Consider the following 12,819-nt stretch of genomic DNA (forward strand, 5'->3'; position numbering starts at 1 on the left):
GAGATAATATCTATGGTTTAAAAATAACGAAATGATAATCGTTAATAAAGTCCAATACCATTTCCATTCGTGATATTCCACAAGTGTTGTATTCTTTTCAAGAACTACCTCACAAATAGTAAAGAAACCAGCAAATGATATGTAATATATTAGGGCACCTTTTATTTTAGCTTTATTTGGATAATACAGACTAAAAAAAATTGCAACAATCGGAAAAATGAAAAATTCAAAAGCGAAACTTGTCTTGTTATAATCATTTGCATTTGGAAGTAACTGTGTAGGATATTCAATCCATCCCATTTCAACTGCAAATAGACCAGCTGGCCAAGTAATTACTTGGAGGAACAAAAATAACACCCAAGCATCTCTTACTTTCTTTCTTGGCACCAATTTAAAAATTGCAATGATGCATAAAAAATAGATTCCTAATAAAATCCACCTTTCAAAATTCATTCGATTATTCTCCTAAAAAAGAATTTATGTTTGTATTATCTTTCTTTTTATAAAAAATAAACATTTTAATGAGGGTATGCCAATTCACATGCCATTTTTTATGTCATATATCAAGAAAGCACACTAATGCGTTATGTGGAGGGAAATTTCTTTTTAAGTTGATTGTGTGGGGGAATTTCAAAAACTTGAGGTGAAAACGATTGCCTATCAACCATGAAAAAATCGCATCAAGGTCACCAAAAACTCTTATTGATGCAAGAACCCATGGAAATTCCGCTAGACCGGTAGTTAATAGGTAAACGGAATTCCCATCGCTCGTAGTCTACTCCATCACTAAATCTCTCACTTTTTCTCTAGCCCCGCTGCGCCAACTTTTTACGGCTGATAAAGATACCTTTTCTAGTTCGGCTATTTCTTTAACAGAAAGACCATCACAGACGGTGTACAGGAGCCATTTCTTTTGGTTCGGTGTCAGCATACAGCAGTAGGATAATAGGATTTCTTCTTGTAATGGGTCATCTGAGCACGAATCCACTGCCAGGTCCCAGAATTGCTCATCTGGTTGGACATATCTTTCTTGATCCTGGTTAGATTTTTTCAATTCCATGAGAAGGCAGCCTTTGATGTAGGTGTAGGCATAGTTGGTGAAGCTTCCTTTGTTTGGGTCGAATCGTTGGCTTGCTTCCCAAAGAGCGATGAGACTGTGCTGATAGAATTCCTCATGGTTTTTGTAAAGGTGGAGCGAGTGCATGATTTTGTGGAGCATCGGTTGGTACTGGTCGACTAATTGTTCAAAGCTTTCCAAGGGAGAGTCCTTTCAGAAAGCGCGCTTTGCCTGTATTCCCGGGTACCTCTACCATAACTTGAAAGCTCAATTGCATCGAACGGAGATTATTCACATTTGGAGTGTTATTGGGATGAAAGACGTTATTTTTTGCACTCGAATTTCATTTTTAAAAAGGGTTTTCTGCTATTTCAGTTACTTTTGGGGTGAATTGCCAAATAATCAATCGTTTGTTTTCCTATTAAAAAAAGGCGTTCCTTATAGGAATCGCCATTTGCGCATTTTTTTAAGAAAGGGCTTCGTGTAACCAATTGTTCAGCGTGACTGTAATATCTTTGCGTTTATTGATATAGTTATGGTCGGTTTCAAAAACTTCACATTGAAGATGTTTCGCCCCGGCCTTTTCAAGTATACCCACGAGCGGGTCATGAAAATATGGTTTTGGAAGTTCCTCATCAAATGCAGCCGCGGTTAAAAGAAGTTTTCGATCCGTTAGTTGAGGAGCGAATAAAAAGGTATTCCACTCATGTTGATGGAAAAGGACTTCCTCTATAATGGATTCTACAGAAGCACCATTAAGGAAAAAGGTACCTTCTTTTAACACTTCCGCTATTTGAGCCTTAAAGGCAGGGTCTTGTTCGAACATTTGGGCGAATAAACCAAAATTGGCCCCTGAAAGGGAGGCAACAGCTTTAATTGATGGTTCTAAAGCGGCCGCTTTTAGAGCTAAAAAGCCGCCGAAACTATGCCCTACCAACGCAATTCGCTCAACATCGATCCTATTCTCAGTGGCGATTTCCTTTTGTTTGATGTACTGAAGCGCAGCACGAACATCCTCGATTGAATGGGTAAATGAAAAGGTCCCTTGACTTCCCCATGCTCCACGGTAATTAATGACCAACACATTCCAGCCTTGCTGCTGCAGCTCAGCAGCCGTATCAAGATTCATCATTACCCCTGGAAAACCGTGCAGTAGCACAACCGTTGCATGTGGGCCTTCCCCTTCCGCGATATACATACGTCCAATAATGACATCTTCTCCACTCGGAATTTTCAACAGATTTAACATGCTTGAATTCATTTGCTTCAACTATTATCCCTCTATCTTTTAGAATTTTCAAACTCTTAAACTAGGTATATTTTAACCTATTATGAACCAAATCGCTAACGCGACAATTTTTGTAAAATGAAACCCAGACCTAGAATTGAGTAGGTGAATAAATATCCCTTAATAGACAAAACGTTTACTGTTAGTTTTTAAAACAAGGCCCAAAGGCCTGGACAAATATCACATTCAATCAGTAACATGCTACAAGCTGTTCTACAAAACTCTGATAATCTACTGCTGTCATAATTTGAGAAACATTTCCCTCTTCAGTTAAAATAGTTGCTAGCGAATCAACTACCTCATGGAATAATCTCCTATCGTCCTTACTAACTGAAAAAAGTAAGACTAAGTTAACGGTTAGTTCACCCCAATCTATCCCCTTGTCATTGATTAAAGCAAACATACCGGACTTTTTCGCATTCATTTTGATAGCGTGAGGAATAGCAATCCGGCCAAACGCTGTGGACGACATCGCCTCACGTTCTATTACGTTCGTAAGGAAACTAGCATCGACAAATTCTTTTTGTTCCATGGTTTCACACATCATGGTTAGTGTTTCCTCTTTTGCCCCTGATGAATGAACAATTTCAAAAAGTTGTTCATCCGTAATTGCCTCAATATTTCTTTTGAACGAGTCTTTCCTTTTCCTTTCCTTTAGTTCATTAATTTTATTAGCTACTTTGTTTTGATCAACAATAGAGAAAAAAGGATTAATTAAAACAAATGATATTTTGGGCACAGAATTGAGTTGGACTGCAGAAATGACCAAATCACAGTTTAGCATGTTCAAATCGCTTTCATTGGTTACAATATGTTGAATAAGAAGATCCTCACCAAACTGTTTAACTAACTTTTCTGTCAGCTGTACGTTGTAATTATAATAAAACGGAAAAAGAATGGAACAAGTAATTTTTGAATTGGCCTGCTTTTGCATCTCTAAGGCATAGCCTAAATGAAAGGCAACATAGGCAATCTCATCATCATTCAGCGTAAATCCGGTTTCTTCTTTAATGGTATAGGATACATTAACGGCACAGTCATAGATGGATGGGCAATTAAGCTTAATGGTAGAAGTCAACGGATTTTTGCTGACAAAATGATTTTCCAAACGCATAAGGAGATTTTTTATATGAAGTGTAAAGCGTACCAAAAAATCTGCATCTTCAATCACAATGTAATAATTATCTTTCAAATCTTCTAGGATCTTCCCTACTAGATTTAAGCAACGTAATCCCGCTACATCCTGCAAATCTGAAAGTTGCAGGTGCATGAAATTGATGCTTGTTCCACTACTGGAAATAAGCAAAGCGAGGTCGCGAATTTCACCCTTGGAATACTTCACATCAAAGTGCGATTCCAGTCTTTTGGCAATCTCATTGGCGATTTTATATTCCTTATCTAGATTGTCTTCCCCATCCACCTGTTTCGTGAAAATAAAGCCATTTTCCATACGATCTATGGCGATGGCAATGTGCAGGATAACGTTGGTAAGCGAATAATCATTTGTAAAATAGTGATACGTTGAAAAGACTTCCGCAATCACATCACGGATATAGTCAATATCATATCCCTCAAAAGATGATTTTAGCTTATCGATATCTAGAAAATTATCGTTCGTCTCATTATATAGAATGGAACTCATTAATTTTCGTTTGCTTTTTTCCTGTCCTACAATTTGAATAGTGTCGCCGGAAATCTTTAGTTCTAAATTCTGATCCGCTAAACGTTTTTTGACTTTACGTAAATCTCCTTTTAACGTGACTTCGCTAATATATAATTCATCACTTAAATCGAAAATATTAAGTGGATGATCTGCATTAATTAGACTCTTCAAGAGATATTCTGCTCGTTCTTTTGGTGATTGTGGAATGGTTTTTTTCATTGACGTTAAAAAGGGGGTTAATTTTTCTATGTCAACCTGATATCCCTTTTTTGATGAATTAATCAAGCCTTTTTCCATTGAGTTAATATCGGCAATATAGGTTTTCACACTTCTCTTAGAAATGCCCAATGAATTGGCAAGTTGGGCTGAAGAAATCCAGTCATTTTGAGTACTTAGATGGCGAAGAATATTTCTGTATTTTATATTCATGAATTCAGCCTCATTTCATTGCACAGGTGTATTTCCATTTTTTTCATATATGTATTTGCACTACAAAATATATTTTTTTGCACCACCCTAGTGTAAATGATTATTGGAAAATTTAAAATATTAATTTTATAGTTAGTTTGTAGCAATGATAACGCTATCAGAAAATTAACGGAGGAGATCAATTCATGAAACAATTAAATGTCTTATTAGTATGTGGATCTGGGGCAAGTTCTGGTTTTATGGCGTCTAATATTCGGAAAGCAGCTGCTAAGCGTAATCTTGACATTAATATCAAAGCCCGAGGTGAGGCTGAAATTGAAAATTATATTGATGAAATCGATGCCTTAATGGTTGGCCCTCACTTAGCCTATATTTTAGATGAAATCGAGGAGTATATAGGGGATGCGGCAGTGAAAGTTTTACTCATGAAACCTTCCTACTATTCTACCCTTGACGGAGAGGCAGCTTTAGAAGATTTATTGAAGGAATTCTAATAATCTATGAATCGAGGTGCTTAATTAAATGGAGAGACTGATTAATTGGCTTGAACATGACTTCTCACCTAAAATGAACAAAATTAATCATAATGTTTGGGTAGTAACGCTAAAAGATTCCATCATGCAAATTCTTCCATTTATCCTGCTAGGCTCTTTATTTTGTTTGTTAACCATCCCTGGGGATGTATTTCATATTAAAAACTACCCTAATTTCTGGACATTGTTTGGATGGACGATGGGGGTGTTATCCCTACTGGTTTCTTTTTTAATTCCATTTAATTTAATGGAAAAGAAACGTTTGCGCAAACAACGCTTTATCGCAGGGTGTACGGGTCTTATTACTTTTTTAATGATTATTTCACCGCAAGTCATAGCAGATAAAACAATTGGATTTGGCCATTCATCATTAGGTGCAGGCGGTATGTTTATCGCCATCGTTGCCGGTGTATTTACTGGTTGGATTATGGGTTTATTCGGAAAGTTTTCTTTCTTCAAAGAAGATTCCGTCATTCCTGATTTTGTCCGAGCTTGGTTTGATTCCATGCTTCCAATTGCAGTTGTCATTGTGGCAACTTGGTTAGCAGTGGATATTGCTGGCTTTGACTTATACAATCTGATTTTAAATCTATTTATGCCTTTAGCAAAAGTAATGGAATCACCGTGGGGCTTCTCGCTAATCATGTTTATTACCTGTTTCTTATACACCATGGGGATTTCCACTTGGGTTCTGACTCCTGTAACAAAACCAGTTTTATTAGCTGCCATTACGGCAAATGCTACGGCTGGGGCCTCAAATCTTGTAACGTCTGAAACCATGTATTCGGCTTACCTTTGGATCGGCGGCATCGGTGCTACTATGCCTTTGGTTTTCATGCTAGCTTTTTCAAAAAATGCGAAACTAAAAGCACTTGGTCGAGCTAGTATTACCCCTAGTATTTTTAACATTAATGAACCGGTTGTGTTTGGGGCGATTGCCTGGAACCCGATCATGATGCTGCCAATGTGGCTTAACGGAATTATCCTGCCAATCATCGTTTGGGTCGGAACAAAAGTGATTCACTTTGCACCAATTCCAAAAATTGTATTTGATTTATGGTATGTTCCTTTTCCAATTTCCACTTGGATTACAACGGGCACAGTTACCGGTCTTATCTTAATGCTAGTCTGCGTGCTTGTAGCATCTCTCATTTGGTATCCATTCTTCAAAGTTTATGAAAAACAAGAAATGAAAAACGAAATAAAAGAAGAAAAAACCGAATTAAGAGCAGCAAAATAATGATGTTAAGGGGATTTTAAACAATGATTTCTGAAAAAACCGCAGAGAATGCCATGCAGATTATTCTCCATGCTGGGGATGCACGTGTTCATTGTATGAACGTATTAAAAGCGATTGAAACGAGTAATTTTAAAATGGCCAAAGAGGAAATGAAACGGGCGAATGACGAAATCGTCAAAGCCCATCGTATTCAAACAGATGCGATTTCAGAGGAAACTCAAGGTGAAACTGGTGATTATTCTGTGCTCTTCGCTCATGCCCAAGATACATTAATGACCATATATAGTGAAATTAACATTGCGAAACGAATGATAAAGATTTTTGAATCGTATGACGCCCGGTTAGCAAAATTAGAAAAGGAAGCAAAGGAGAATGGCCATGAGTAAGATACCTACAGGTTTTCCTAAAGACTTTTTATGGGGAGGTGCGATTGCAGCTAACCAGGCGGAAGGCGCATATGACATTAACGGAAAAGGTTTAAGTGTAGCGGATATTAACGAATTCCGTACCGATATTCCGATTGAGAAAAAAACAAACCTCGAAATTGATACACAATACATTGAAGCTGCCTTAAAAAGCACAGATCGTGTTTTTCCCAAACGTTGGAGCATTGACTTCTATCATACGTATAAAGAAGATTTGAAATTATTAGCAGAAATGGGCCTAAAAACGTTTCGAACCTCTGTTGCATGGACACGCATCTTCCCTAAGGGGGATGAACGAGAGCCCAATGAAGCAGGTTTACAGTTCTACGACGACTTATTTGATGAAATAATCAAAAATGGTATGGTTCCGATGATTACCATATCCCACTATGAAATGCCTTTATACTTAACCACTGAGTATAAAGGCTGGTATTCTCGAGAAATGATCGACTTTTTTACTCGCTTTTGTAAAGTGCTGCTTGATCGTTACCATGAAAAGGTGAAGCATTGGATTATAGTTAATCAAATAAACTTAATCGTGCATGAATCCTTTAATCATCTAGGAATTGCAGAAGATAAAGTCGACAACCTTCTTGAAGCAAAATATCAAGGTGTTCACAATGAGATGGTTGCTTGTGGTCACGCGACAAAATACGCTCATGACAATTATCCGGATTTGGAAATTGGAATGATGTTATGCGGTGGCCCAACTTATGCAGCAACTCCAAAACCAGAAGATGTATTGGCTACTGTTCGTCATAATCAAATGGAATACTTCTTTGCGGATGTATTGCTGCGTGGATACTATCCTGGATATGCATTCAGATATTTTGACGATATTGGCATCAACATTGAATTTGGCGAGGGTGATGAAGAAGCGCTAAAAAATACGGCTGACTTTATGTCATTCTCATACTACTATACACGCATGTGTGATGCAGAAAGTTATGCAAATGGTAATGAAGCCCACCGTAATCCACAATTGGATGCAAACCCTTGGGGCTGGTCCATCGACCCAGTTGGTTTAAGAACGTTTCTTAACCTATTTTACGATCGTTATCAATGTCCAATCTATATCACTGAAAATGGTGTGGGATACTACGACAAATTAGAAAATGGAGAAATTCACGACCCTTACCGTATTGACTACTACCGCGCACATCTCGAACAAATGAAAGAAGCAATCAAAGACGGTGTTGACCTACGTGGTTACTATGCTTGGGGCCCAATTGATATTATTAGCTGTTCATCATCTGAAATGTCTAAACGCTACGGATTTATCTATGTAGATCAAGACGATTATGGTAACGGCAGCAAGAAACGCTTTTTGAAAGATAGCTATCATTGGTTTAAAAAAGTAATTGAGACGAACGGAACAGATCTATAATAATCTAAAATAAATATATGGATATTTTGGAAACCAAGAGAAATCTCTTGGTTTTTTCTGTTAGTTTCTAGTAGTAGATAGAGCACCTCCGCGAAACTTGTTGAAGATTTAGAAAATATTAGAATGAAACCTATATAATAAATAGTATAATAATTGATAGGTTCCCAGTGTCCAGAGCCAGAATGCAGGACACCTTGGACTTATACATCATGTAGAGGGTTGTATAGTTTTTTAGAAGAAGGGCTTGAGGAGAAAAGATGGGGCAGCCAAATAGATATATTAGTGAACAACCAAACGAGTCATTGCATGGAAACAAAGTGAAATCATTTTTTCAAGATATAGCGGTCCAAAATGTATCTTCCGGATTAATTTCTAGCACGTTAATCATGACAGGTCCTGCGTTAATTATTTTGCAGGCAGCAGAGGCAGGGCATTTTTCTAGTCAGCACACCATCAATTGGATGTTTGCGGTTTATTTCTTAGGTGGGTTATTCGGGATTGTCATGCCTCTGTTATTTAAAATTCCAATTACTGGTGGACACTCGATTTCAGGGGTTGCTTTTTTAGCCACAGTAACAACACATTTTACCTATCCACAGTTAATTGGCGGGTATGTTGTGTCAGGGCTATTGATTTTGCTCATTGGGTTATCGGGCCTTTTTACTAAAATCATTAAATGGGTCCCGAGGGAAGTCATCGCAGCTATGTTAGCAGGGCTGGTCACCAATTATGTTGTCCAGCTGGTCTCAGACGTTAAGGCGTTACCAGTAGTAGGTGGAGCCGCCTTGCTTAGTTATTTTATCTGTACGAAATTCTCAAAACGTCTGCCGGCAGTTATGATTGCGGTAGTGGTTGCTTTTATTGCCTTGTTCCTAACCCAAGATCTGAATACATCATCAAAGGGGCTCGCCTTTTTCTTACCATCCATACAAGTTCCGGAATTTACATGGATGGGGATGGTCACCCTAGGCCTTCCTTTGGCGATGTTAATTCTAAGTAATGATGTAGCGCCTGGAATTGGTGCCCTAGAAAGCTCAGACTATGAGCCTCCCATCCGGAAAATTGTTTCTTTAAGTGGTGTTTTTTCAATTATGGCCAGCTTTTTTGGAGGGCAGAGTGCAAATATCGCCGGGATGATGACCGCTATCTGCTCTAGCGCGGATGCAGGGGTCAAGTCTAAGCGGTACATGGCATCAGTGGTATCAGGAATTTTGACGTTGTTCTTCGGTGTCTTTGCCTGGAAAATTGTCCCGTTTATCCAATCCTTACCGGGAGCTTTTGTATCCATGCTAGCTGGCTTTGCGTTAATCGGTGTCCTTCTATCTAGTTTGCAGATGGGGTTCTCTGAAAATAAATATCGCTTAAGTGCCCTATTTGCGTTCCTTATTGCGCTATCTCATGTATCATTTTTCCATATTAGTGCTCCTGTGTGGGGCTTGGTGGTTGGGGCCGTTATTGCAAGGACAGTGGAGGCGTAAAACTTTTATGCCTGTCACCGTGCTTAAGCTTAGTAAAATGGATAGGTCGCTAGAGAGATGTGTTAGTGCACATCTCTCTTTTTTACGTGTGGTTCATACAGGGGCAAGTCCCGAAACTTGACAGCGATTATTACCGGATATCATCTAATTTCTTGCCGCAAACTAAAAGAGGACTAAAGATTAGTCCCCTTTGGATATTTTCCTATTAACGCTCGCATGCAATAAAATCTTTATCACGATCACTTTTCTTGTTAGCGTCATAAAGCGCCTTTGAAACATACGGCTTGTACTTCGTTTTTCCACCTTTGTTTTTGACTTTAGATGTACGTGCTACTCCACCTTTAAAGTCTTTGTTCAAAGCCGTACAGTTTTTGTAAGTTTTGATCTTTACTTTTGCTTCAGCAGAATCAGTCATACTAAGGGATAACCCCAAAACTAATCCCAAAGATAGTAAAATAGTAACCAACTTTTTCATATTTCTCCCACTCCCTATTATGTATTCACTTTCCATAATAGGATATTAGTAGGAAGTTATCAATATGATAATAGTGAAAAATAAGTACTTGTGAAAATGGTGAGATAAAGGAGGGATTAAAATAGATGTTCGTTTGGAGAAAAATATGTTCGGATTCCCGTATCGCTCACGCTCGGTTATTTAAGCGTATATTATCCATCTACCTGCAAAATCTAATGACAAACTGAAATAGGAGAGTGTGAATGATTTGAAAAAAATTGCCTTATTGATCTGTTTGTTTTGCATTTTATTTCCATCCTTTGCTGAAGCATTTTTTTCCTTTGAAATGAAATATCCCGTCATAGAACAACATCTGACAGCACCGAGCGAAAGAAGACCGGGGCTAAAAATGGACAAGGTTTTGTTCATTGTTGCTCATGATACCGGCAATGATCTTGGAGCCAGGCACAATGTAATATATCAACAAAAAACGGTTAATAAAATGAAAGCATCAGCACACATTTTTGTTGATGATAAAGATATCGTAGAATGTATTCCTTCAATTGTGAATGATCCTGAAGTTGCATGGCAAGTCCGTGAGAGCAAACCATATGATAATCAAATGTATGGAGAAGATGCAAATTATTACGCCATCGGGGTGGAATTAAGCATTAAACCAAGAGGAAATAACGAAGAGGCCTACAAGCGATACATATGGACACTTGCCTATTTATGCTACAAATATGGACTCAATCCTGAAACAGATATTGTTGGGCATCATCTTCTCGATCCAAAGCGAAAAATTGATCCGGAAAACGGATTGCGTAAAATCGGTAAAACATATGAGCAGCTATTACAAGATGTCGTAAAGGAATATGAGAGCTGCATAGCACTTCATTGACAATCGAACAAAGATTATTATGAACCCTTTACCACTGTAAGAATTAGAAGGGTTCCTAATATTTGCCCTTACTACATAATTACGGGTACTTACTACATAATTACGGGTACTTACTACATAATTATGGATACTTACTACATAACTACGGGTACTTACTACATAATTACGGATACTTACTACATAAATTCAGATACATACTACATATTCTACGAGACTTACGACATTTACTGGATATCAACTGGAAATTATTTTGGAATCCATTGGTCTAGGGATGGTTGGAATTTTTCGGATTAACTTAAAGGTTGTTTTATTTAGTAAGCAAGTTAGTAAAGTGAACAAAAGAAAGAGGCTTACTCCTTGTTTTTTAGGAGAGTAAGCCTCATTTCTATTTTTAATAAATTCACTCTAGGACGTTACTGAGTTCAAATTACACTCGTCGTTAATTGTACATCGATATTCCCATTTGTTGCTTTAGAATAAGGACAAACACCATGCGCTTTCTTGACTAATTCCTTTGCCTCGTCTATTGAAGCCCCTTTTATTGACACGTTTAACACCGCAGCTAATTTGAATCCACCATCATGATCTTTTCCTAGTGAAACTTCCGCCGTAACTCTAGATTCAATTCGTTTTCTCTCTTGTCTTGCGACCAAATTTAACGCACTATCGAAGCAGGCTGCATAGCCAGCAGCAAATAATTGTTCAGGATTCGTTGCATTTTCTTTTCCTTGACCGCCAAGTGATTTCGGCATTGATAGTGCTAAATTTAAGGTTCCATCACTACTTGTTACTTTCCCTGCTCTACCACCCTCTGCTGTAGCACTTGCAGTGTACAATGTATCCATAAAAAATCACTCCTAAAATATATTTTACAAAATTAAATTGTGTGCAATTCAATTTATAAGACTATATTAGCAACAAAACAATATGTAGTCAACAATTAAATTGTGTAAAATTAATTTGTGGTTTAAATAACTGTTTGTTGTATTATAATGGTACTGATGTAGGAAGAAAGGACAAGAACATGGAAAACAATAAATTAAGGCTAGAGAACCAAATTTGTTTTAAGATTTATTCAGCGGAACGTGAAATCACTAAATTATACAGAAATTTATTAGAAGAGTTGGATGTCACATATCCTCAATACTTAGTATTGTTGGTACTATGGGAGGAAAAATCGGTGACTGTTAAAGAGCTTGGGCAAAAGTTGTTTTTAGATTCGGGAACATTATCTCCTATGCTAAAGCGAATGGAGGGAAATGGTCTTATTGAACGCCGGAGATCATTAGAAGATGAGAGAACCGTTATCATTTCATTGTCTAAAAAAGGCGAAGATTTGAAGGACAAAGCTCAATGTATTCCTTCTAAATTGCTAGAAAATCTGTCCTTGGACTTAATGGAATTAAATAATTTAAACCAAACGCTATCAACCATATTAAGCAGAATACAAAAGATTAACAGTTGATAGTACTAGTTATGTATGATTGTGGAAGACATGTAATTGACAGGGGCCAAATAAAAAGAGTCATTTTTTAAGCCGACTTTCGACACTATTTTTAGTTATTTATAGGGATAAAGTCAGGAACAGAGGGGGGTGAGGGCAATTTTAATCAAACGTTTGTGTAATGGGGAAAAGGCGGGAATTTAATAGAATGATGTAAGTTCAAGTGAAACTGACCTGATTTTGGGGAATGGTAAGTTATTTCCTGCGAAATTTAGTTGCAGTTCTCGACAATTTTCCTACTTAGATGGTAGGTGAAATCCTTATCTATCAGGTCCTGACAGTTGTTTCAACCAAACGTTTGATTAGTATAGCCTATATGGAATTTAGTCGAAAGGATGTCGGATAATGTACTTCTTTTAAGAGACAGAGCATCTTGGATTTGTACTATCGCTGGCGAAAAATGAAGTCAACAATAACGAATACCAGCCTAAACATGCCCGCGCCCCCAGAAAAAAGAAGC

Annotated in this window: 13 protein-coding genes; 7 read left to right on the plus strand and 6 right to left on the minus strand. The window is 37.6% G+C overall.

Going from position 1 to position 12,819, the window contains the following annotated elements; genetic code table 11:
• The 4 genes from V7137_RS03575 to V7137_RS03590 form a co-directional block, all read right to left on the minus strand.
• The coding region (locus V7137_RS03575; RefSeq protein WP_335696789.1) for a CBO0543 family protein at window positions 1–453 on the minus strand (453 nt) is incomplete at its 3' end.
• A gap of 322 nt (window positions 454–775) precedes the next feature.
• Window positions 776–1,258: a sigma-70 family RNA polymerase sigma factor gene (locus V7137_RS03580; protein ID WP_335696790.1), complete on the minus strand. Its 483-nt coding sequence runs from the start codon at window positions 1,256–1,258 to the stop codon at window positions 776–778.
• Between the two features lie 265 nt (window positions 1,259–1,523).
• Window positions 1,524–2,318: an alpha/beta hydrolase family protein gene (locus tag V7137_RS03585; RefSeq protein ID WP_335696811.1), complete on the minus strand. Its 795-nt coding sequence runs from the start codon at window positions 2,316–2,318 to the stop codon at window positions 1,524–1,526.
• A gap of 217 nt (window positions 2,319–2,535) precedes the next feature.
• On the minus strand, window positions 2,536–4,437 hold the full coding sequence (locus tag V7137_RS03590; RefSeq protein WP_335696791.1) for a BglG family transcription antiterminator: 1,902 nt from the start codon (window positions 4,435–4,437) through the stop codon (window positions 2,536–2,538).
• 185 nt (window positions 4,438–4,622) lie between these two features.
• On the opposite strand from V7137_RS03590, the gene V7137_RS03595 reads away from it, so the two are divergent.
• The 5 genes from V7137_RS03595 (at window position 4,623) to V7137_RS03615 (ending at window position 9,500) form a co-directional block, all read left to right on the plus strand.
• A complete protein-coding gene (locus tag V7137_RS03595) occupies window positions 4,623–4,931 on the plus strand; it encodes a PTS sugar transporter subunit IIB (protein ID WP_335696792.1) in 309 nt (102 codons plus the stop codon).
• A 28-nt stretch (window positions 4,932–4,959) separates the two neighbouring features.
• Entirely contained in the window at window positions 4,960–6,210 is a 1,251-nt protein-coding gene (locus tag V7137_RS03600; RefSeq protein WP_335696793.1) for a PTS sugar transporter subunit IIC, read from the plus strand.
• 23 nt (window positions 6,211–6,233) lie between these two features.
• Window positions 6,234–6,596, plus strand: a complete 363-nt coding sequence (locus V7137_RS03605; protein WP_335696794.1) for a PTS lactose/cellobiose transporter subunit IIA — start codon at window positions 6,234–6,236, stop codon at window positions 6,594–6,596.
• Entirely contained in the window at window positions 6,589–8,022 is a 1,434-nt protein-coding gene (locus V7137_RS03610; protein ID WP_335696795.1) for a glycoside hydrolase family 1 protein, read from the plus strand. The genes V7137_RS03605 and V7137_RS03610 overlap by 8 nt, the downstream gene beginning before the upstream one ends.
• Before the next feature lie 257 nt (window positions 8,023–8,279).
• Window positions 8,280–9,500 carry a benzoate/H(+) symporter BenE family transporter gene (locus V7137_RS03615; protein ID WP_335696796.1) on the plus strand — a complete coding sequence of 407 codons (1,221 nt, stop codon included), beginning with the start codon at window positions 8,280–8,282 and terminating at the stop codon, window positions 9,498–9,500.
• Between the two features lie 205 nt (window positions 9,501–9,705).
• Here the strand turns inward: V7137_RS03615 and V7137_RS03620 are convergent, their stop codons facing one another.
• A complete protein-coding gene (locus V7137_RS03620; protein ID WP_218351435.1) occupies window positions 9,706–9,975 on the minus strand; it encodes an excalibur calcium-binding domain-containing protein in 270 nt (89 codons plus the stop codon).
• Window positions 9,976–10,222: 247 nt separating this feature from the next.
• On the opposite strand from V7137_RS03620, the gene V7137_RS03625 reads away from it, so the two are divergent.
• Window positions 10,223–10,855, plus strand: coding sequence for a peptidoglycan recognition protein family protein (locus tag V7137_RS03625; RefSeq protein WP_335696797.1), 633 nt, complete (start codon window positions 10,223–10,225; stop codon window positions 10,853–10,855).
• Between the two features lie 422 nt (window positions 10,856–11,277).
• Here V7137_RS03625 and V7137_RS03630 read toward each other — a convergent pair whose 3' ends face one another.
• Window positions 11,278–11,700 carry an organic hydroperoxide resistance protein gene (locus V7137_RS03630; protein WP_335696798.1) on the minus strand — a complete coding sequence of 141 codons (423 nt, stop codon included), beginning with the start codon at window positions 11,698–11,700 and terminating at the stop codon, window positions 11,278–11,280.
• A gap of 179 nt (window positions 11,701–11,879) precedes the next feature.
• On the opposite strand from V7137_RS03630, the gene V7137_RS03635 reads away from it, so the two are divergent.
• Complete coding sequence (locus tag V7137_RS03635; protein ID WP_335696799.1) at window positions 11,880–12,320, plus strand: MarR family winged helix-turn-helix transcriptional regulator; 441 nt, start codon at window positions 11,880–11,882, stop codon at window positions 12,318–12,320.
• Window positions 12,321–12,819 lie beyond the last annotated feature (499 nt).

Source organism: Neobacillus drentensis, from assembly GCF_036962765.1.
GTDB lineage: Bacteria > Bacillota > Bacilli > Bacillales > Cytobacillaceae > Neobacillus > Neobacillus drentensis_C.

Coding starts and splice junctions, on each gene's coding strand:
- V7137_RS03635 (WP_335696799.1), top strand. CDS start 11,880: ATGGAAAACAATAAATTAAGGCTAGAGAACCAAATTTGTTTTAAGATT.
- V7137_RS03595 (WP_335696792.1), top strand. CDS start 4,623: ATGAAACAATTAAATGTCTTATTAGTATGTGGATCTGGGGCAAGTTCT.
- V7137_RS03615 (WP_335696796.1), top strand. CDS start 8,280: ATGGGGCAGCCAAATAGATATATTAGTGAACAACCAAACGAGTCATTG.
- V7137_RS03620 (WP_218351435.1), bottom strand. CDS start 9,975: ATGAAAAAGTTGGTTACTATTTTACTATCTTTGGGATTAGTTTTGGGG.
- V7137_RS03590 (WP_335696791.1), bottom strand. CDS start 4,437: ATGAATATAAAATACAGAAATATTCTTCGCCATCTAAGTACTCAAAAT.
- V7137_RS03605 (WP_335696794.1), top strand. CDS start 6,234: ATGATTTCTGAAAAAACCGCAGAGAATGCCATGCAGATTATTCTCCAT.
- V7137_RS03630 (WP_335696798.1), bottom strand. CDS start 11,700: ATGGATACATTGTACACTGCAAGTGCTACAGCAGAGGGTGGTAGAGCA.
- V7137_RS03610 (WP_335696795.1), top strand. CDS start 6,589: ATGAGTAAGATACCTACAGGTTTTCCTAAAGACTTTTTATGGGGAGGT.
- V7137_RS03600 (WP_335696793.1), top strand. CDS start 4,960: ATGGAGAGACTGATTAATTGGCTTGAACATGACTTCTCACCTAAAATG.
- V7137_RS03585 (WP_335696811.1), bottom strand. CDS start 2,318: ATGAATTCAAGCATGTTAAATCTGTTGAAAATTCCGAGTGGAGAAGAT.